At 42.9% G+C, this 19678-nt stretch carries 17 protein-coding genes and 1 tRNA gene; 11 read left to right on the top strand and 7 right to left on the bottom strand.

Annotation, left to right across the window (positions count from 1 at the left end; all coding sequences use genetic code 11):
* Positions 1–53 precede the first annotated feature (53 nt).
* Together udk and apbC are read right to left on the bottom strand one after the other, a co-directional pair.
* A complete protein-coding gene (gene udk / locus EES38_RS07740) occupies positions 54–695 on the bottom strand; it encodes a uridine kinase (RefSeq protein ID WP_124936615.1) in 642 nt (213 codons plus the stop codon).
* 165 nt (positions 696–860) lie between these two features.
* Positions 861–1928, bottom strand: coding sequence for an iron-sulfur cluster carrier protein ApbC (gene apbC, locus EES38_RS07735; RefSeq protein WP_124936614.1), 1068 nt, complete (start codon positions 1926–1928; stop codon positions 861–863).
* Positions 1929–2086: 158 nt separating this feature from the next.
* On the opposite strand from apbC, the gene metG reads away from it, so the two are divergent.
* Together metG and EES38_RS07725 are read left to right on the top strand one after the other, a co-directional pair.
* On the top strand, positions 2087–4120 hold the full coding sequence (metG, locus tag EES38_RS07730; protein ID WP_124936613.1) for a methionine--tRNA ligase: 2034 nt from the start codon (positions 2087–2089) through the stop codon (positions 4118–4120).
* A 204-nt stretch (positions 4121–4324) separates the two neighbouring features.
* Positions 4325–5131, top strand: a complete 807-nt coding sequence (locus EES38_RS07725; protein WP_124937177.1) for a hypothetical protein — start codon at positions 4325–4327, stop codon at positions 5129–5131.
* A gap of 61 nt (positions 5132–5192) precedes the next feature.
* On the opposite strand, the gene udp is transcribed toward EES38_RS07725, so the two are convergent.
* Together udp and EES38_RS07715 are read right to left on the bottom strand one after the other, a co-directional pair.
* Complete coding sequence (udp, locus tag EES38_RS07720; protein ID WP_124936612.1) at positions 5193–5960, bottom strand: uridine phosphorylase; 768 nt, start codon at positions 5958–5960, stop codon at positions 5193–5195.
* 149 nt (positions 5961–6109) lie between these two features.
* Positions 6110–6526, bottom strand: coding sequence for a CBS domain-containing protein (locus tag EES38_RS07715; RefSeq protein WP_124936611.1), 417 nt, complete (start codon positions 6524–6526; stop codon positions 6110–6112).
* A gap of 300 nt (positions 6527–6826) precedes the next feature.
* On the opposite strand from EES38_RS07715, the gene yvcK reads away from it, so the two are divergent.
* Positions 6827–7720 carry a uridine diphosphate-N-acetylglucosamine-binding protein YvcK gene (gene yvcK, locus EES38_RS07710; RefSeq protein WP_124936610.1) on the top strand — a complete coding sequence of 298 codons (894 nt, stop codon included), beginning with the start codon at positions 6827–6829 and terminating at the stop codon, positions 7718–7720.
* Here yvcK and EES38_RS07705 read toward each other — a convergent pair.
* The 3 genes from EES38_RS07705 to uvrB form a co-directional block, all read right to left on the bottom strand.
* Complete coding sequence (locus tag EES38_RS07705; RefSeq protein WP_124936609.1) at positions 7709–8050, bottom strand: Hpt domain-containing protein; 342 nt, start codon at positions 8048–8050, stop codon at positions 7709–7711. The two genes, yvcK and EES38_RS07705, sit on opposite strands and share 12 nt — an antisense overlap.
* Positions 8050–9459: a quorum-sensing sigma-54 dependent transcriptional regulator LuxO gene (luxO, locus tag EES38_RS07700; RefSeq protein WP_124936608.1), complete on the bottom strand. Its 1410-nt coding sequence runs from the start codon at positions 9457–9459 to the stop codon at positions 8050–8052. The genes EES38_RS07705 and luxO overlap by 1 nt, the downstream gene beginning before the upstream one ends.
* A 254-nt stretch (positions 9460–9713) precedes the next feature.
* Positions 9714–11750, bottom strand: a complete 2037-nt coding sequence (uvrB, locus tag EES38_RS07695) for an excinuclease ABC subunit UvrB (RefSeq protein ID WP_124936607.1) — start codon at positions 11748–11750, stop codon at positions 9714–9716.
* Between the two features lie 513 nt (positions 11751–12263).
* Between uvrB and EES38_RS07690 the strand changes: the two genes are divergently transcribed.
* From EES38_RS07690 to nth, 8 genes are all read left to right on the top strand, one after another.
* Positions 12264–12339 (top strand) — tRNA-Asn (locus EES38_RS07690).
* A gap of 502 nt (positions 12340–12841) precedes the next feature.
* Entirely contained in the window at positions 12842–13423 is a 582-nt protein-coding gene (gene rsxA, locus EES38_RS07685) for an electron transport complex subunit RsxA (RefSeq protein ID WP_124936606.1), read from the top strand.
* Positions 13423–14010 carry an electron transport complex subunit RsxB gene (gene rsxB, locus EES38_RS07680; RefSeq protein WP_124936605.1) on the top strand — a complete coding sequence of 196 codons (588 nt, stop codon included), beginning with the start codon at positions 13423–13425 and terminating at the stop codon, positions 14008–14010. The genes rsxA and rsxB overlap by 1 nt, the downstream gene beginning before the upstream one ends.
* A gap of 8 nt (positions 14011–14018) precedes the next feature.
* Positions 14019–16631, top strand: a complete 2613-nt coding sequence (rsxC, locus tag EES38_RS07675) for an electron transport complex subunit RsxC (RefSeq protein ID WP_124936604.1) — start codon at positions 14019–14021, stop codon at positions 16629–16631.
* Positions 16632–17678 (top strand): electron transport complex subunit RsxD, encoded by a 1047-nt coding sequence (rsxD, locus tag EES38_RS07670; RefSeq protein ID WP_124936603.1) that lies wholly within the window; start codon positions 16632–16634, stop codon positions 17676–17678.
* Positions 17679–17681: 3 nt separating this feature from the next.
* Complete coding sequence (gene rsxG, locus EES38_RS07665; RefSeq protein ID WP_124936602.1) at positions 17682–18314, top strand: electron transport complex subunit RsxG; 633 nt, start codon at positions 17682–17684, stop codon at positions 18312–18314.
* A gap of 1 nt (position 18315) precedes the next feature.
* Positions 18316–19014, top strand: coding sequence for an electron transport complex subunit E (locus EES38_RS07660; protein WP_124936601.1), 699 nt, complete (start codon positions 18316–18318; stop codon positions 19012–19014).
* Positions 19015–19028: 14 nt separating this feature from the next.
* Complete coding sequence (nth, locus tag EES38_RS07655) at positions 19029–19670, top strand: endonuclease III (protein WP_124937176.1); 642 nt, start codon at positions 19029–19031, stop codon at positions 19668–19670.
* The last annotated feature ends 8 nt before the right edge of the window (positions 19671–19678 follow it).

Here is a 19678-nt window from a genome sequence, read left to right as displayed (position 1 = left end):
CCACGGTGCCACTATTAAAAACAAAAATAAAGTATTGTTATGTATAAAAAACGTTAAGATTTTAATAATCTTGCTATATGCGCTTTCAGTACGTCAATCGCAATTCGGTTTTTACCACCGCGAGGCACGATAATGTCTGCGTATTGCTTAGACGGCTCAATAAACTGTAAAAACATAGGGCGTACCGTCTTTTGATACTGAGTCAGAACCGATTCCATCGTTCTTCCTCTTTCTTCTACGTCACGTTTAACACGACGCAGAAGGCATATATCGAGTGGCGTGTCCATAAAGATAGTCGCATGCATCAACTTTCTCAAACGAGGATCGGTTAAAAGCAGAATACCTTCAAGGATAATAACTTTCTTCGGTGTCATCGTCTTAGTGTGTGAAGTACGAGTGTGCTCCGAGTAACTGTATTCAGGTACATCAACAGCTTCACCACGCATCAATTGCTCTAGATGTTCACAGAGCAGGTTATGATCGAGTGCACTCGGATGATCGTAGTTTGTTTTAACTCGATCCTCCATACTAAGATGGCTTTGATCTTTGTAATAGCAATCTTCCGTGATCACTCCAATTTGATGGTCGCCGACTTTTGCACGTAATTCGTTATAGATAGTGCTTGCTATAAGGCTTTTTCCTGAAGCAGACGCGCCAGCAATGCCGATAATGACGCATTGATTGTTTTCAGACATGTATGTGCACCCAGTCAGTGATTTGGTGTGGAATGAATTCGCGCGTGATTATAGTAATAACCAACCAGCGATACCAGTTCAGTTTAACTAAAAGTATCAATTAATTATGGTCTAAAAAACACCAGCACGCATACAATCGATTACATCAATATGTGCCTATTTGCATCATACGGTCATAACTGGAATCTCGTCTGGTTTAACCTTGCCTTGCCAGAATAGCTGACTCGCTAATAATTCGGCCAACTCCAGATACATCTGACTATGCTCAGACTTTGGACGACGAATAAGCGTAGGACGCCCTTCATCAATATCTTCTCGAATATCGGTATGCAATGGGAGTTTAGCTAGGACTGGTAGACCAAAATCCTGAGCTAATTTATCAACGCCACCATGACCAAAAATATCGTCATGATGACCGCACTGACTGCAAATATGATAACTCATGTTCTCAATAAATCCGGCCACAGGAACATGAACCTTTTCAAACATTGCTACGCCTTTTTTCGCATCTGCTAACGCCAGATCTTGCGGTGTTGTGACGACAACAGCCGTGGTAACCGGTATTTGTTGTGCCAAGGTCAGCTGGATATCGCCAGTACCCGGCGGCAAGTCGATGACCAGATAATCTAAATCCTGCCACAATGTTTCGTTGAGCAACTGCTGCAGCGCTTTCGATGCCATTGGACCTCGCCATATTGCAGCTTCATCATCGCTCACCAAATAGCCAATAGAATTAGTGTAAATACCATGGGCTAAGATAGGCTTCATCCATTTCTCTTCTACAACCTCAGGGGATTGAGATTTCGTACCCAGCATAAGTGGCACGGAAGGACCATAAATATCCGCGTCAAGCAAACCCACCTTGGAATTAGCTGAAGATAAGGCTAACGCCAGATTGACTGCAGTCGTAGACTTACCAACGCCACCTTTGGCCGAAGAAACCGCAATAATGTTCTTTACACCACGAGTATACTTACCCAAAGAGGTAGTGAGTTGCTTCACTCGGCATGTAACGGAAAATGGGAACGACACATCCAACTCTGCCTGCTGAGCCAATATCCAATCAGTAAGTTCTCCGACTAATGAATCCGCTGCAAAAGGAATCGATATATCAAGTTTGTCATTAGTTATACTTACAAAACCGGGAACCGTTGCCCACCCGGGAATAAGAGAGAAGTGATAAAATTCACTCAACCACTCAACAAAATCTTCTTTGCATTTAAATTGTCGCATACCCGCCCTCCTGTTTCTGGTATGCTACCACCACTCAATGCAATACAGAACCCTGAAAAAATTGAGGTAATCCCCCCGCTGAACCTTGGCGTGTAACGCCTCATCGGTTAGTATTGTCGGACACATTTATACCTATCAAATAAAGCGAATAATTAAGTATGGCAACTGATCCAAGAAAAATTTTGGTAACATGCGCCCTGCCGTATGCAAACGGCTCTATTCACCTTGGACATATGCTTGAGCATATCCAGGCGGATATTTGGGTACGTTACCAACGCCTGCGTGGCAATACCGTAAACTTCATCTGTGCTGACGATGCCCATGGCACGCCAATAATGCTTAAAGCTCAACAGATGGGTATGACGCCTGAAGAAATGATCGCTTCGGTTAGCGCAGAGCACCAGAAGGATTTCGCTGGATTTGATATCAGTTTTGATAACTACCACAGTACTCATAGTGATGAAAACCGCGAGTTATCGTCTCACATATATCTCAAGCTAAAAGAAAATGGCTACATCTCAAGCCGCACAATTTCTCAGCTTTACGACCCGGAAAAGGAAATGTTCCTTCCTGATCGTTTTGTTAAGGGCACTTGCCCTAGCTGTAAATCAGAAGATCAGTACGGTGATAACTGTGACGCCTGTGGTGCAACCTACAGCCCTACCGAACTTATCAATCCGAAATCAGCCGTTTCTGGTGCAACTCCAGTTTTAAAAGACTCAGAACATTTCTTTTTTGACTTACCAAAATTTGAAGACATGCTTAAAGCATGGACTCGTTCTGGCTCACTTCAGGCAGAAACTGCAAATAAGATGCAGGAATGGTTCGAATCAGGTCTACAACAGTGGGACATTTCCCGTGATGCGCCTTATTTTGGCTTTGAAATTCCTGGTGAGACTGGTAAATATTTTTATGTTTGGCTAGATGCGCCTATTGGTTATATGGGGTCGTTCAAAAACCTATGTAATAAACGTGGTGACATTAACTTTGACGAATACTGGAAGCAAGATAGTTCAGCAGAGCTATATCACTTTATCGGCAAAGATATTGTTTACTTCCATAGTCTATTCTGGCCGGCGATGCTTGATGGTGCAGGTTACCGTAAGCCAAACAACGTATTCGTTCACGGCTATGTGACTGTGAATGGTGCAAAAATGTCAAAATCGAAAGGCACTTTCGTTAAGGCTAGCACGTATCTCAACCATCTTGATCCTGAGTGTCTTCGTTACTACTACGCTGCTAAATTAAATAGCCGTATTGATGATCTTGACCTTAACCTTGAAGATTTCACTCAACGTGTCAACGCCGATGTTGTTAACAAGATCGTTAACCTCGCATCTCGAAACGCTGGCTTTATCGCTAAACGATTTGACGGAAAACTGTCTGCAACCTGTGTTGAACCAGCTCTTTACAACGAGTTTGCGGCGGCTGCAGAGCGTATTTCTGAGTTCTACGAAACACGTGAGTTTGGTCGCGCGATTCGTGAAATCACTGCACTCGCTGACAAAGCAAACCAATACGTAGATGATAAAGCGCCTTGGGTTATTGCAAAACAAGAAGGCAAAGATCAGGAACTGCAAGATGTATGTTCAGTTGGTATTAACTTGTTTAAAGTTATCATGACTTACCTCAAACCTGTCATGCCAGAACTTGCGGCTCGTAGTGAAGCATTTTTGAACCAAGAACTTAGCTGGGAATCATTGAGTTCTCCTCTGGTTGACCATGAGGTAACCAAATTTAAAGCTCTATTCAATCGCATTGACCCCAAAAATATCGAAGCGATGATAGACGCATCTAAAGAAGATGCTGCCGCGGAAAAAGCATCGGCTCAGCCAGAAACAGAATTGAGTAAAGATCCCATCGCGGAAGAGATTAGCTTTGATGATTTCGCCAAAGTCGATTTACGTGTTGCAAAAATTGTTTCATGTGAAGCTGTACCAAAAGCTGACAAACTTTTGAAGTTCCAGCTTGATATTGGTGGTGAAATGAGACAAGTATTCTCAGGAATAAAATCAGCATACAAGCCAGAAGACTTGGTGGGTAAACTTACTGTCATGGTTGCGAACCTAAAACCGAGAAAGATGAAGTTTGGTATGTCTGAGGGGATGATACTAGCGGCAGGCCCTGGTGGCAGCGAATTGTGGATACTTGAACCACATGAAGGTGCTCAACCTGGCATGAGAATTATGTAATCGCTAATAAATCCCCGATATATCTAATATCGGGGATTTTCAATTAAGGAGGCACTAATCAAAGCGATCCACAACGTCAACTTGCACCAAAACAAAGCAAATCAATTGTTAACCATAAGTTAAACCATTGATTTGTATAAAGTATTTTCCTGGCACCATCTATGCATAGAAGGAATTAGTATGGATACTAGCAAGGAGTTGGTTATGTTTGTTATCGTTTCGATGTTGATATCAGTAGGCATATTGGGGTTTATGTTCTATCTGGCCAAACAGCGTGAATCAACTCTTCAAAAAAAATTCGAACTCCTTATCGATCTACGACAGGTATTATACCTGTGCCGTCAGCATCGAAGTGCGACTCATCACTCATTAATGTTCGGTGAGCAAAGAGAATCCGAGGTCGAACATCTTCAGGATACTTTGATAGATAAGACGAACCATCTGATATCGATTGCTCCTGGTGACAATAAACCTATGTACCGAGTTTTGCAGTTAAAACTTAAAGCTTTGGTCACGGAATGGGAAGATCGCAATATTGCTCGAAACCAGATGGTTCATGGTAAAGCAATACGGCACTGCATGTTTCTTATGGATGAAGTAATGCTAGCATGGCTGGTCGACGTCAATCGAGAAGACCTAAGTGACGAATACCATATGAACTGGCAGCAGATCATCGATACAATGGATGCTCTCACTCAACTTCGTATCTGCATAGAAGATATGGAAACTCAAGAAGGCAGGGTCCGTTTACAACATTATTCTGATGTAGTAAGACGCAAATTAAATCATATGGCGTTAATCAGCCCACTTTCGATTTCTGCCCCATCCTGCGCAAAAGCGGTTCAAGTTTTAGCTGAATTGCACGATGACGTTAATCTTGAGCTGACGATGAGTGAAATGTATCAGTTAACAGCAGACATATCATTGAGCATTGCTCACGTATACGATCATATGTTGACTGAGCTGACTGAAACTTTGTACCAACCTCTCCCAAAGTTAATGACAGCTTAAACTAGAAAAGCGAAAGGGAGATATGACATATCTCCCTTTTTAATTCATTTCAATGTGCAGTTTAAGCTGTTTTGAGTAACTTAGCTGCTGCTTTTATAACGACCTTAATTGAATTTAACTCTGCTGCTTTTGCCAATTCATGATCGGGCGTTTCGGCTAGAGTACGATTAACAATAACGCCCGCCACACAGCCAGCCCTTAATCCCGAGCTAGCACACATAGTGAAAAGAGTAGCTGCCTCCATCTCGAAGTTAAGCACTCCCATTTCTTGCCACTCTTTCATGGATCCTTGGAATCGTCTAACGACTCTTCCTGAAAACGTATCGTATCGCTCTTGCCCTGGATAGAACGTATCGCTTGATGCCGTAATACCGGTATGACCTTTGAGATTGAGTTCATCAACCGCCGACTTAATAGCAACCATAACATCAAAGTTCGCTACCGCAGGAAACTCCATAGGTGCAAAATGCAAACTGGCTCCATCTAAACGAACAGCCCCTGTGGTAACAATTATGTCTCCAATAGAAATATGAGGCTGAATTGCTCCCGTTGTGCCCACACGAAGAAATGTCTTTACACCCAATTGAGCAAGTTCTTCAACTGCAATTGATGTTGATGGCCCCCCAATTCCCGTTGAACATATGACTACTGGAAGTCCATTAAGTTTGACCAAGTAGCTGTTATATTCTCGATGTCTCGCTAGTTGAACTGGCGAGTCCATATGAGCTGCAATCTTCTCAACCCGATCTGGATCTCCAGGCATAATAGCGAGCTTAGCCCCTTGCAAGTCTTCGCTACTAATTCCAAGATGAAAAACGGTTTGTGACATTAATTCCTCCAAATGCATCAACTATGCTCAAGCACAACCATACCGTTTAGCATGGAGGGATAAAGCACCATAAATCACACTTTCAATTAAACAGAAAAACAGGACGACAATTATATGTGATATATGTCACAAACCCCTCAATATTCAGGTTATACCTGATGAGAAAAACAACTTTTCAGATTTTCATTAATTGCCTTTAGCACCGCACGACGATTGATTAAACCGACTAAACGGGAGTCTGCAACAACTGGGTATACTTTAGGTTTACCCACTTTCATCAGATCAGCCAACTCAATGATCGGCATATCGATGTTGACCGACAATACGTTGTTGCTCATACAGTCACCTACTACATAGCTATCTTGACAGTAGTAACTTACCTTAACGAGTTTATCTAACAGGTCTTGCTCTGAAATAAACCCAATCACATTGCCAATATCATCAACGACCGGACCACCCAGACTGTCAGACTCAATCAGTTTGTCCAATGCAGCAGTTAGCGACATCTCCTTTGTAAAGGTAATTGGATGATGAGTCATGTAGTCTTTAACTTTTAGCGATTCCATATAATCTCCTTAGCACGGTAGATATGCTTTGATCGCTTTAAGTTTGATCGAATTTTGTAAAAATACTAAATGGAATTATCCAATTTCATTGATAGATGTTATCTATAGAACACTTTAAATGTTTACTAAACGTAACTTTTGACACTGATTTGAAATTTAGCACACAGGATTTGGGGAATAATTCTTTAATCTCTGCCAGCAATATCATTTAGCTCTATGTAATTCATAAAATTTATCACTTTTCCTTCAATATCCGCTAATCTATAGCTTAGATAAGTGGGTTGAACATAAATAGAAGAAATGAATAAGAAAATTGTTGCTATTGGTGGCGGGCACGGCTTAGGTCGAGTTCTGTCTGCTTTAAAAGATCACGGAACAAACGTAACCGGAATTGTGACGACAACCGATAACGGGGGCTCAACAGGTAGAATACGTGAAACGCGAGGTGGTATAGCTTGGGGTGACACGAGAAACTGCATTAATCAATTGATTACAGATCCAACGATTCCTTCAATGATTTTCGAATATCGTTTTCGTGGCCATGGTGAACTCGAAGGACATAATTTGGGTAACCTAATTCTTACCGCTTTGGATGATCTTTCGGTTAGGCCATTAAAAGCAATCGAACTGATTCGAGACCTACTCCAGGTCGACGTCAATATCGTACCAATGTCAGAGCATCCAGCGGATCTCACTGGTATCACAAAGACCGGAAAGTCAATTTATGGAGAGACCGGTGTCGATGCAAGTGAAGAAGCACTTCTCCACCTTGATTTAAGTCCCAATATCCCCGCAACAGAGGAAGCCGTTACTGCAGTTAGTTGTGCGGATATTATCATTCTCGGACCAGGCAGCTTTCTGACTAGTGTAATGCCACCACTTCTTCTCAAAGGGATTAGTCAAGCAATTGCTCGTAATAAAAAAGCGAAACTACTATTTATTCAGAATCTTGCACCAGAATATGGGCCTGCAGGAAAGATGACATTTGAAGAAGAAATCAACTGGTGTGAGAACGCATGTCACGGAAGAAAAATAGACCTGATTATCGGAGAAAAAGTCCCCTCTAAGCAGTTGCAGATTCAATTTGTAGAAAAGCCTCTGGCTTCTTCTGGTCGCCGTTGGCGCCACGACCGAGAAAAGTTGCGAGAGGCTCTTAACGAGATAATATTCGAACCTGAAATATTAGCTCACTGAGCGCTCATAGGTCGATCTGGTCTCTTCTATTAATTGGGTCAACGCTTTAACTTCACTGTTAATGTCGCTCAGAGTATCTTGCTTAGCTTTGCTATCAATTGATATCGCGAGCTGACATAATGCATCTGCCCCAAAGCTAGCAGCGCTACTTTTTAATGCATGACTGATGTCCGTTAGATGAGTCACTTTTTGTGAATCTTCGCAGTGATTGAATATATCAAGATACTCAGAGAGCTCATTGAGAAAAATGGCCAAGAGCATAGGAATATTCTCTGCACCAATTTCATTTGCTAATTCATCAATAGTTTGTTGATTCTTGAGTACTTCCATCAATCACTCTCTTTCGCGTTCCAAGACTGTAGTTTACGATAAATTGTTGAGGGACTGACATCAAGAAACCCTGCTGCTTTAGGTATATTCCCATCGCAGGCATCAATAGCTCTCTCTATCGCTAATTTTTCAGTCATCCAAAGCGGCATAATATCCTGAATTGAAATTTTTTTCTCGCCAATCACAGAAGTGAGTTCAGCTTCAGATTTTAACTCTGGCTTAGAAGGTCTATTTAACGGTGGTGGTAACATCTCCAAAGTAATATCTTTACCTTGGTTCAACACTACAACATTTCTCAATACATTCTGTAGTTGTCTAACATTGCCAGGCCATTCATATTGAATAAATCTATCGATAACCTGAGGGTCGAGACGAACAAAATCTTTACCTTCTTCTTTGGCCATATAACCAAGCAATGAATAGGCGATTTCAATAACATCATCGCCACGTTCACGAAGAGGTGGTAGATGCAAAGGAATGACGTACAGTCTGTAATATAAATCTTCCCGAAAACGACCTTCTTCGACTTCTTTCCATGGATCTCTATTCGTCGCGCACACAAACCGAACATTAACGCTCTTCATTTTTGAAGAGCCAACTTTTTGGAACGTCCCTGTCTGAATAAATCTTAACAATTTTGTTTGTAGGTCCAGATCCATCTCACACAGTTCATCGAGAAACAGTGTTCCTTCGTCAGCAAGTTCTGCCGCTCCTTGGCGATCAGTAGCGGCACCAGTAAAGGCGCCCTTCACATGGCCAAAAAGCTCACTCTCAATAAGATCTTTTGGAATTGCGGCACAGTTGATAGCAATGAATGGCTTATCACTGCGTTTACTCGTGGCATGAATTGCCTCAGCACACACTTCTTTACCGGTACCACTCTCTCCAGTGATAAAAATACTGGCTTTACTTGAAGCTGCCGAGTCTATCGTTCGATATACCGCCTGCATTGTTTGGCTGCTGCCAATAAAGCCTTTGTAATTTTGCCCTAAGCTATTTTCACTCTGAGCTTTTATTCGACTGGCCTTACGAATCGCATTATTCACCGTAACACGCAATCGGTCTGCTTCACATGGCTTAATTAAAAAGTCTTGGGCACCAAAACGCATTGCCTGAACAGCAGTATCGATAGAACCATGGGCGGTCATAAAAATAACGGGGACATCTGGGTTACGACGTTTTACTTCTTTTAAAACGTCCATCCCTGTCATATCGGGAAGACGGAGGTCGAGCAGTATTAAATCAGGCTCTCGGAATTCGAGACTCTCCAATGCATCTTTACCCGTACCAACAATATTAATGTCGATATCGAGTGGAGTGAGATAAGAGCGGTATAGTACTGCAACGGATGCCGTATCTTCTACCATCAATACATATTTTGTCTTCTGCGAAACATTTTCGAGTTGCATATTCTAGCCGACTTTTTAATTGCATTTTGCAATATAATTGCATCTCGATTTGCAGTTTGCAAATTAATTTATCAAAAAACTTTGAAACAAGCTCTCATTATGACATTTATTGACAAAAAAACTGGCACGGTAAATGCTTTATATAAACTGACCCGAAAGGGTCACCTAGCCAACTGACGTTGTTAGTGAATAATTATTCACAAAATGATAGCCAATAGAGAGTTTCTATTGGCTTTTTTTTTCGTACGAGATAATTAGCTATTTTCAATAAACTGTTCACGTAGTGCCTGAATCTCATCTCGTTTCTGAGCGGCGAGTTCAAATTCTAAATTTTGCGCATGCTGATACATTTCTCCTTCCATACGCTTAATTTCTTTATCAAGTTCCTGTGGTGACATTGCAGCATATCCCGCAGCGTCTTCAGCAACTTTAGATAATGGCACCACTTTGGATTTGCCACGGCTTTTACCGTGAACTTTCGCCACCGCACCCAATTCCATGATATCTCGGACATCACGCCTTAATGCCTGTGGTTCAATACCTCTTTCTTCATTGTATGCTTGTTGCTTCTCACGACGTCGGTTCGTCTCATCCATCGCTCTTTTCATTGAGCCAGTAATACGATCTGCATACAGAATTGCTTTACCATTGATATTACGGGCAGCACGGCCAATCGTTTGGATTAACGAACGTTCAGAGCGTAAAAAGCCTTCCTTATCTGCATCTAAAATGGCAACCAATGATACTTCTGGCATATCTAACCCCTCACGCAATAAGTTAATACCAACTAAAACGTCAAACTCACCCAGACGCAGGTCTCGTATGATTTCAACCCTCTCTACAGTATCAATGTCTGAATGCAGGTAACGCACTTTAACATCATGCTCTTGAAGGTACTCAGTCAGATCCTCGGCCATTCTTTTAGTTAGCGTGGTGACGAGAACTCGCTCATCTTTAGCTGCTTTAATACGAATTTCAGACAGCAAATCGTCGACTTGAGTAGCAACTGGTCGAACTTCTAACTCAGGATCCAGTAACCCAGTCGGTCGCACGACCTGATCTGCAATCTCACCGTCTGACTTTTCTAACTCGTAAGGACCGGGCGTTGCGGAAACGAAAATAGTCTGTGGCGCCAGCGCTTCAAATTCATCAAATTTAAGAGGCCGGTTATCCAAAGCAGAAGGCAAACGAAAACCAAATTCAACCAATGTCTCTTTTCGAGAGCGATCCCCTTTATACATTGCTCCAATCTGAGGGACGGTAACGTGTGACTCATCGATAATTAAAATACCATCATGGGGTAAATAGTCGAAAAGGGTTGGTGGCGGCTCACCTTCTTCTCGACCACTAAGATAACGAGAGTAGTTTTCAATGCCAGAACAGAAGCCTAACTCATTGATCATTTCTACATCGAACTGTGTTCTCTGACTGATACGCTGCTCTTCTAACAGCTTATTGTTATCTAGAAAATACTGTTTGCGACCACGTAGTTCATCTTGAATTTTATCAATGGCTTCCAGTAAACGCTCACGAGGTGTTACGTAGTGTGTTTTAGGATAGACGGTGAAACGAGGCAAATTATTTTGCACGACGACTCCGGTTAACGGATCAAACAGGCTGATATTTTCGACTTCATCGTCGAACATCTCAATCCTAACCGCTTCTTGATCAGATTCTGCAGGAAATATATCAATAACTTCCCCACGAACTCGAAACTGTCCACGTTCGAAACCCACGTCATTTCGCGAGTATTGCAACTCAGCAAGTCGACGTAACATATCACGCTGATCGTATACGTCACCCCGGCGAATATGTAACATCATTTTAAGGTAAGAGTCGGGATCGCCAAGACCATATATCGCTGACACAGAAGCAACTATAATCGCATCTTTACGTTCTAGTAGTGCCTTGGTTGCCGAAAGTCTCATTTGCTCGATATGCGCGTTTACAGAGGCATCTTTTTCGATAAAGGTATCAGTTGTCGGTACATAAGCTTCTGGCTGGTAATAGTCGTAGTAGGAAACAAAGTACTCGACCGCATTATTAGGGAAGAAGGATTTCATCTCTCCATAAAGTTGCGCTGCAAGCGTTTTATTTGGAGCCAGTAGGATAGCAGGCCGCTGAGCTTCTGCTATTACGTTCGCTAGGGTAAACGTTTTACCCGAGCCAGTAACACCGAGAAGGACTTGATGCGCCAAACCAGAGTCGATACCGTCAAGCAGCTTTGCAATCGCAGTAGGTTGATCTCCCGAAGGTGCATAAGCAGACTTAAGTTCAAACGCTTTACTCATATTTCATCCGTAGCCTAAGATACATAATTGTTCAATTATCCCTGCAGAGAGGAAACCGATGCAACTCTTCTTTGTCAGAAATTTAAATTTTCTAGTTTTTCTTATAGCCTTCCTAATTAAGCTTTGATATTATTCTTTCCCCTTCCGGATATCCTCATCCAATTTTAGAAAAAATAATCCACCGCTTTTCCCCAAAATGACTTAGAAATGTCAGATTCATGTCAATATCTATCTCATAAATACGCATAGTTTAAAATGTGGATAAAAAATTAATAACAATAAAAATCAGATAGATACAAACAACATTACTTGCAAAAACACCTACTCTCTCCTTCTGGCATTTATTTTAATCAGACTTCATCCACACACTTATCCACAAAATCAGTGGATAAGCATATGTAGCTGAGAACACGTAAGGGCTGCAGAAAAGTAAAGAATTATTTTTAACTTTTTTTATTTTGATTTCGTTGACATCTCAGGGTGGGATCGTTAACATTCGCCGCGTTTGAAAATTCCCCCTTAGTTCAGTCGGTAGAACGGCGGACTGTTAATCCGTATGTCGCAAGTTCAAGTCTTGCAGGGGGAGCCATATTCTGAGAGCCCAGTCAGTCGACTGGGCTTTTTCATTTCTAAACTCCGTGTTCAGAAATAATTTTCCGCTGCATGCAATTAAGTCTGTCGAACACTCAATAGTAATATTATTGATTGCTGTGTTGTTTAGACGAGTCACTCTCCATAACTTGCTTATCCGACTCGTTTATCCGACCGATAAATGACGCCCTTTTGATTTCTACTTTTTAGACTGAATATGTTAAACTTAACGCTATACGCATAGGTCATCGCTTAACTACAGATCACAGCTTAAATCTCCATAATTAAATTATGGATTAATCCTTTTTCTGGATAGGAATTTTCTTAGGTGTGTTGCATAGGCGCATGAATCTATTACTACTTTTTTTCTACATCTGTGTATTTATCGTAAGTTTTGCGTTCATTAAATGTTCAGCCGCTAAAACCTTAGTTTTCCCTGGTTGTTATTGACTCTACAAGGCGCGATAATAATGCGATCGGACTATCACACTTAAATAATTATGACCGAATATATTTTGTTGTTAATTGGTACTGTACTGGTTAACAACTTTGTACTGGTAAAGTTCTTGGGCCTCTGCCCATTTATGGGCGTCTCAAAAAAACTTGAAACAGCAATTGGTATGGGGTTAGCAACTACATTCGTGTTAACCCTTGCCTCTGTGTGTTCCTACTTGGTTGAAACCTATATATTGCAGCCCTTAGGGATCGCTTATCTACGAACCATGAGCTTTATTCTCGTTATTGCGGTCGTAGTTCAGTTTACAGAAATGGTTGTCCACAAAACCAGTCCGACGCTCTATCGGTTACTGGGTATTTTCCTCCCCTTGATTACAACCAACTGTGCAGTGCTCGGGGTTGCGTTACTTAACGTCAATGAGAATCATAATTTTATTGAATCGATAATCTACGGGTTTGGAGCCGCACTTGGCTTTTCGTTAGTCTTAATTCTCTTCGCTTCAATGCGTGAACGTATCAGCGTTGCAGATGTTCCTGCTCCGTTTAAAGGTGCTTCCATTGCAATGATTACTGCTGGCCTTATGTCACTTGCATTTATGGGCTTTACAGGGTTGGTGAAACTTTAATGAGTACAATACTAATTGCCGTATTAGCAGTAGTAGCACTCGCTGCTATTTTTGGTGCGATTCTTGGTTTTGCCTCAATTAAATTCAAGGTTGAAGCCGATCCAATTGTCGATCAAATCGATACTATTCTGCCCCAGACTCAGTGTGGTCAATGTGGATATCCAGGATGCCGTCCTTATGCTGAAGCAATTGCAAACGGCGACAACATCAATAAATGTCCTCCTGGCGGTCAAGCAACTATAGAAAAGCTGGCTGATCTAATGGGTGTAGACGTTCCTGAGTCAGCACACGATCTCGAAGAAGAAGTAAAGAAAGTCGCTTTTATTCACGAAGATATGTGTATTGGTTGTACTAAGTGTATTCAGGCATGTCCTGTTGACGCGATTGTCGGAGGGACCAAAGCACTTCATACGGTGATCAAAGACGAATGTACGGGTTGTGACCTGTGCGTCGCGCCATGCCCAACTGACTGTATTGAGATGATCCCTGTCAACACAACACCAGAAACATGGAAATGGCAGCTAAATGCAATTCCGGTTGTTAATGTTACTGAAGCTGAGCAGCACGCTCAGACAAGCGTGAAGTAAGGTCAGGTATGTTGTCATTAATCGAGCAAATTAAATCCGGTAAAATTTGGGACTTTCCTGGTGGGATCCATCCACCCGAAAATAAGAAACAATCCACAAAAAAACCGCTGGCTGTTGCCGAACTTCCCGATGAATTAATTCTTCCTCTAAAGCAACATATAGGCAAAGTGGGAGATCTTCTGGTCCAAACTGGGAGCAAAGTTCTTAAAGGGCAACCACTTACGAAGTGCCTTACCGCCTTCAGTGTTCCTGTTCACGCACCGACTTCAGGCACTGTCACGGCAATTGAGCCAAGAACGGTCGCTCATCCATCAGGACTAGCAGAGCCTTGTATTATCATTAAGCCTGACTTTAAAGATACATGGGGAGATAAACACCCTATACCTAACTTTAAGGATTACTCGGCAGAAGATCTAATAGAAGCTATTCGTCAGTCAGGCATTTCAGGTATGGGTGGAGCTGGTTTCCCTACAGCGAGAAAAATTGAATCTGGCCAATCAAAAATAGAAATGTTGATCATCAATGCTGCGGAATGTGAGCCATATATCACAGCAGATGATGCATTGATGCGAGAACACGCTGAAGAAATCATCGCCGGTATCGAGATCGTAGAGCACATTCTTTCACCTAAACTGACGATAATCGGTATCGAAGATAATAAGCCTCAGTCGATTGCCGCATTGAATAAAGCCGCTGCACATCGAGATGATGTCGTCATTCGTGTCGTTCCAACGAAATACCCATCAGGTGGCGCAAAACAGCTCATTAAGATTCTGACAAACTTAGAAGTACCTAGTGGTGGACGATCCACTGATATTGGGCAGATGGTACTTAACGTAGGAACCGTCCATGCCATTAAGAAGGCGGTACTCGACGGCGAGCCTCTAATACAGCGAGTTGTCACCCTTACAGGTAAAGCCTTTAAGCATCCGCAGAACGCATGGGTACGCTTGGGCACACCAATACAGTCATTGCTGAATCAATTTGGTTACAAAGAGGATAAGAAACTGCCTCGTTTGATTATGGGTGGACCACTAATGGGATTCAGCTTACCTCACAGTCAGGTCCCCATAACAAAAATCGCTAACTGCATACTTGCCCCTACACGACGTGAACTTTCAGGTTCCTCTGAAGAGTTAGCCTGTATTCGATGTACAGCGTGTGCAGAAGCTTGCCCTGCTTCACTTTTACCCCAACAACTTTTTTGGCATGCAAAAGCGGAAGAATTCGAAAAGTGTGAAGAGCTTAATTTAAAAGACTGTATTGAATGCGGTGCCTGTGCGTATGTTTGCCCGAGTGAAATTCCGCTTGTTCATTATTATCGTCAGGCCAAAGCAGAAATACGCACCAGAAAGGCAGACGCTATTGCCGCAGAAAGAGCAAAAGAGCGCTTCGAAGAGAAGAAAGCTCGTATGGAAAGAGAAAAACAAGAGCGAGAAGATCGCTTCCAGAAAGCAGCAGAACAACGTCGACAAAAAATGCAGCAGGAGAACGGTGGTGAGGATGCTATCGCGGCTGCAATCGAACGTGTAAAAGCAAAACAGACTACCGTAAGTAGTAATCAGCCTAAACCGGCTGTAGCTGCAGCTATCGCTAGAGCGAAAGAGAAGCAAAATAACGCAGTAAAAGAAAATTCAGAAATCCCAGACAATTCTGAAATGATGAAGCTCAGAGAAGAGCGAAAACGTCTTGCTCGAGAAAGAAAGGCCGAAAAGGCCAATGAAACATCCGAGTCAGAGACGAACGCAGATCAGGATAAAAAGTCTGCTGTCGCAGCGGCTATTGCGCGAGCCAAAGCTCGTAAGGCTCAGCAGGAAGCAACAACCGAGAGCGACCAACAAGGCGCTACCGACGTAGCCTCATCGGCTGACACTCAAGATGATCCGAAAAAAGCTGCAGTCGCGGCGGCCATTGCCCGAGCCAAAGCTCGTAAGGCTCAGCAGGAAGCAACAACTGAGAGCGGCCAACAAGGCGCTACCGACGTAGCCTCATCGGCTGACACTCAAGATGATCCGAAAAAAGCTGCAGTCGCGACGGCCATTGCCCGAGCAAAAGCTCGTAAGGCTCAGCAGGAAGCAACAACTGAGAACAGTCAGCAAGACGCTACCGACGCGGCATCATCAGCTGATACTCAAGATGATCCGAAAAAAGCCGCTGTCGCGGCGGCTATTGCCCGAGCTAAAGCTCGTAAGGCTCAGCAGGAAGCAACAACTGAAAGCGACCAACAAGGCGCTACCGACGTAGCACCATCGGCTGATACTCAAGATGATCCGAAAAAAGCCGCTGTCGCTGCGGCTATTGCCCGAGCTAAAGCTCGTAAGGCTCAGCAGGAAGCAACAACTGAGAGCGACCAACAAGGCGCTACCGACGTAGCACCATCGGCTGACACTCAAGATGATCCGAAAAAAGCCGCTGTCGCAGCGGCCATAGCCCGAGCTAAAGCTCGCAAGGCTCAGCAAGAAGCAACAACTGAGAGCGACCAACAAGGCGCTACCGACGTAGCACCATCGGCTGACACTCAAGATGATCCGAAAAAAGCTGCAGTCGCAGCGGCTATAGCCCGAGCCAAAGCACGTAAGGCTCATCAGGAAAAAGAAAAAGACTCAGAGGAGAATAAATAAGTGGCGTTTTTCATAACGAGTTCCCCTCACACGCATACAAAAAGAAAAACTTCAGATGTGATGAAATGGGTTGCAATCGCAGCCCTTCCCGGTCTTCTGGCTCAATGCTATTTTTTTGGATGGGGAACGTTAATTCAGCTCATTTTTGCTATTGTATTCAGTTTATTTTTGGAACTAACCATAGCATTACTGCGCAAACGCAAAACGACAGCGTACATTAGGGATTACAGCGGTATTGTCACCGCGTGGTTGTTAGCGGTCTCTATACCACCTCTGGCTCCATGGTGGGTTATCACCATCGGTCTTCTCTTCGCTATCGTTGTTGCAAAGCAACTTTACGGAGGATTAGGACAAAATCCGTTTAATCCAGCCATGATCGGATACGTTGTATTACTTGTTGCCTTCCCGCTGCAAATGACCAGTTGGCTACCGCCCGCTGATTTGCTGGGTAACCCAACGTCACTGTCAGATTGTTTAAAAGTGATTTTTACTGGCTACAGTGGTAGTGGCCTTTCCTTGCAACAGCTTCGTCTTAGCGTGGATGGTATCACAATGGCGACGCCACTTGATACGATTAGAACGTCTTTACACGCCGGGCACTCTATGCAAGATGCGCTTTCGACACCGCAGTTTAACTCACTGGCTGGTATCGGTTGGCAATGGGTAAATATTGCCTATCTCATCGGTGGTTTACTGCTACTTAAACTTAGAGTGATTCAATGGCAGATTCCGACAATGGTGTTAGCTGGCATTTCTCTCTCGAGTGCTATTGGTTGGCTAATCGCTCCAGAAACGATCTCATCACCTCTAATACATTTACTCTCTGGAGCAACGATGCTTGGGGCCTTCTTCATTGCCACTGACCCAGTAACGGCATCAACTACGGTCAAAGGCCGTATTATTTTTGGTTGTTTTGTTGGTGTCATGATATTCGTGATTAGGGCTTGGGGTGGATTCCCTGACGGTGTTGCTTTTTCCGTTTTGCTAGGCAACATGTGTGTTCCGCTGATCGACTACTACACAAAACCAAGAACTTACGGGCACTAACTAATGATTAATGCGATCAAAAAAAATGGATTAATTTTGGCTATTTTTGCCTGTGCCTCAACAGGGTTGGTTGCAGTAACGCAATATTTTACTGCAAACCAAATCAAGGAACAGCAACGAGTACAACTTCTAGCCGTTCTGAATCAAGTCATTCCTAAAACGGAGTTTGACAATGATTTGTATAAGTCTTGTACACTGGTTACTCTCGATTATCTGACTAAGGCCCCCAAAGTTCACGCGTATATAGCGCGCAAAAATGGTGAACCAACAGGTATGGCAATCGAATCCATAGCACCTGATGGATATAACGGTGAAATCAAATTAATCGTTGGCGTCAATAATAAAGGTATCGTGACCGGTACTCGAGTGTTATCACAGCAAGAGACACCGGGATTAGGTGACAAAATTGACCTTAGGGTTTCTGATTGGATTCTTGGATTCACAGGCAAATATCTTACTGCAGACAATCAAGCCATGTGGCATGTACGTAAAGACGGTGGGCAATTTGATCAGTTTACTGGTGCGACAATTACACCGAGAGCAGTAGTCAAAGCGATCAAGAATACTCTTGAATTTGTCGCGAGTAATCGTGACAAAATATATTCGCAGCCTCTTGACTGCTCAACAGGAGATTAAGATGAGCGCAAACAAAGAATTAATGACCAACGGTATGTGGAAAAACAACCCGGCACTGGTTCAGTTGCTCGGCTTGTGCCCGCTTCTTGCTGTGTCATCAACAGTCACAAATGCTCTTGGTTTAGGGGTAGCAACACTTTTAGTCTTGGTTTGCTCTAACGTGACCGTCTCTCTGGTAAAAGATTACGTTCCTAAAGATGTCCGTATTCCGATTTTCGTTATGATTATCGCCTCTCTGGTTACTTGCGTTCAATTATTGATGAACGCCTATGCCTACGAACTATACCTGTCACTTGGTATTTTCATCCCCTTGATCGTAACTAACTGTATTATCATTGGTCGTGCAGAAGCCTATGCATCAAAAAACCAACCCATTCCCGCTGCACTAGATGGCTTTTGGATGGGGCTAGGGATGACCGCCGTATTAGTCGTATTAGGCATGATTCGGGAGGTTCTAGGCCAGGGAACATTGTTTGATAACGCGAATTTACTCTTGGGTGATTGGGCTAAATCCCTCAGAATTGAAGTCGTTCATTTAGATAATGGTTTTTTACTCGCCATGTTACCGCCTGGTGCGTTTATTTTTGTCGGCCTGCTAATTGCAATAAAAAATGTCATCGATAGTGGTGTTGCACAGAGAAAACCAAAAGAAACTAAACCTAAAATTGAGAGAGCACGAGTGACTAACGTTACTCAGTGATATCAACTATTCCTATGAATAAAGAAAAAAGAGTAGAAATTCTCGAACGCTTGCGAGCAAATAATCCAAAACCAGAAACCGAACTGGTTTGGACAAATCCATTTGAGCTTTTGATATCCGTTTTACTAAGTGCACAAGCTACCGATGTTAGTGTCAACAAGGCCACCGCGAAACTGTATCCAGTAGCAAATACACCACAAGCCATTCTTGACCTCGGCGTTGATGGCGTAAAAGACTACATAAAAACTATCGGTTTATTTAATTCTAAAGCTGAAAACGTAATTAAGACCTGCCGAATGCTAGTTGAAAAACATGGTGGTCAAGTTCCTGAGGATAGAGCTGCATTAGAAGCCCTTCCTGGCGTTGGAAGAAAAACGGCGAATGTGGTCCTAAACACCGCTTTCGGCTGGCCAACAATAGCAGTCGATACGCATATATTTCGTGTCTCTAACCGCACCAAATTTGCGGTTGGTAAAAACGTAGATGAAGTAGAACAAAAACTGTTAAAAGTCGTACCGAAAGAATTTAAAGTGGACGTACATCACTGGTTGATCCTTCATGGTCGCTATACATGCATAGCGCGTAAACCACGTTGTGGCAGCTGCATAATAGAAGATCTTTGTGAATACAAAGAGAAAATCTACCCGGAAAGCTAGGAGCAAAG

Origin of the sequence: Vibrio viridaestus, assembly GCF_003856525.1 — a bacterium.
Taxonomy (GTDB): Bacteria; Pseudomonadota; Gammaproteobacteria; order Enterobacterales; family Vibrionaceae; genus Vibrio; species Vibrio viridaestus.
The sequence above is the reverse complement of the archived record's forward strand: the minus strand, read 5'-3'. Positions and strand labels throughout refer to the sequence as shown.

What these genes read in the sequence shown, in the direction of transcription:
- udk (WP_124936615.1), bottom strand. Translation starts at nt 695, where the DNA reads ATGTCTGAAAACAATCAATGCGTCATTATCGGCATTGCTGGCGCGTCT.
- apbC (WP_124936614.1), bottom strand. Translation starts at nt 1,928, where the DNA reads ATGCGACAATTTAAATGCAAAGAAGATTTTGTTGAGTGGTTGAGTGAA.
- metG (WP_124936613.1), top strand. Translation starts at nt 2,087, where the DNA reads ATGGCAACTGATCCAAGAAAAATTTTGGTAACATGCGCCCTGCCGTAT.
- EES38_RS07725 (WP_124937177.1), top strand. Translation starts at nt 4,325, where the DNA reads ATGTTTGTTATCGTTTCGATGTTGATATCAGTAGGCATATTGGGGTTT.
- udp (WP_124936612.1), bottom strand. Translation starts at nt 5,960, where the DNA reads ATGTCACAAACCGTTTTTCATCTTGGAATTAGTAGCGAAGACTTGCAA.
- EES38_RS07715 (WP_124936611.1), bottom strand. Translation starts at nt 6,526, where the DNA reads ATGGAATCGCTAAAAGTTAAAGACTACATGACTCATCATCCAATTACC.
- yvcK (WP_124936610.1), top strand. Translation starts at nt 6,827, where the DNA reads ATGAATAAGAAAATTGTTGCTATTGGTGGCGGGCACGGCTTAGGTCGA.
- EES38_RS07705 (WP_124936609.1), bottom strand. Translation starts at nt 8,050, where the DNA reads ATGGAAGTACTCAAGAATCAACAAACTATTGATGAATTAGCAAATGAA.
- luxO (WP_124936608.1), bottom strand. Translation starts at nt 9,459, where the DNA reads ATGCAACTCGAAAATGTTTCGCAGAAGACAAAATATGTATTGATGGTA.
- uvrB (WP_124936607.1), bottom strand. Translation starts at nt 11,750, where the DNA reads ATGAGTAAAGCGTTTGAACTTAAGTCTGCTTATGCACCTTCGGGAGAT.
- rsxA (WP_124936606.1), top strand. Translation starts at nt 12,842, where the DNA reads ATGACCGAATATATTTTGTTGTTAATTGGTACTGTACTGGTTAACAAC.
- rsxB (WP_124936605.1), top strand. Translation starts at nt 13,423, where the DNA reads ATGAGTACAATACTAATTGCCGTATTAGCAGTAGTAGCACTCGCTGCT.
- rsxC (WP_124936604.1), top strand. Translation starts at nt 14,019, where the DNA reads ATGTTGTCATTAATCGAGCAAATTAAATCCGGTAAAATTTGGGACTTT.
- rsxG (WP_124936602.1), top strand. Translation starts at nt 17,682, where the DNA reads ATGATTAATGCGATCAAAAAAAATGGATTAATTTTGGCTATTTTTGCC.
- EES38_RS07660 (WP_124936601.1), top strand. Translation starts at nt 18,316, where the DNA reads ATGAGCGCAAACAAAGAATTAATGACCAACGGTATGTGGAAAAACAAC.
- nth (WP_124937176.1), top strand. Translation starts at nt 19,029, where the DNA reads ATGAATAAAGAAAAAAGAGTAGAAATTCTCGAACGCTTGCGAGCAAAT.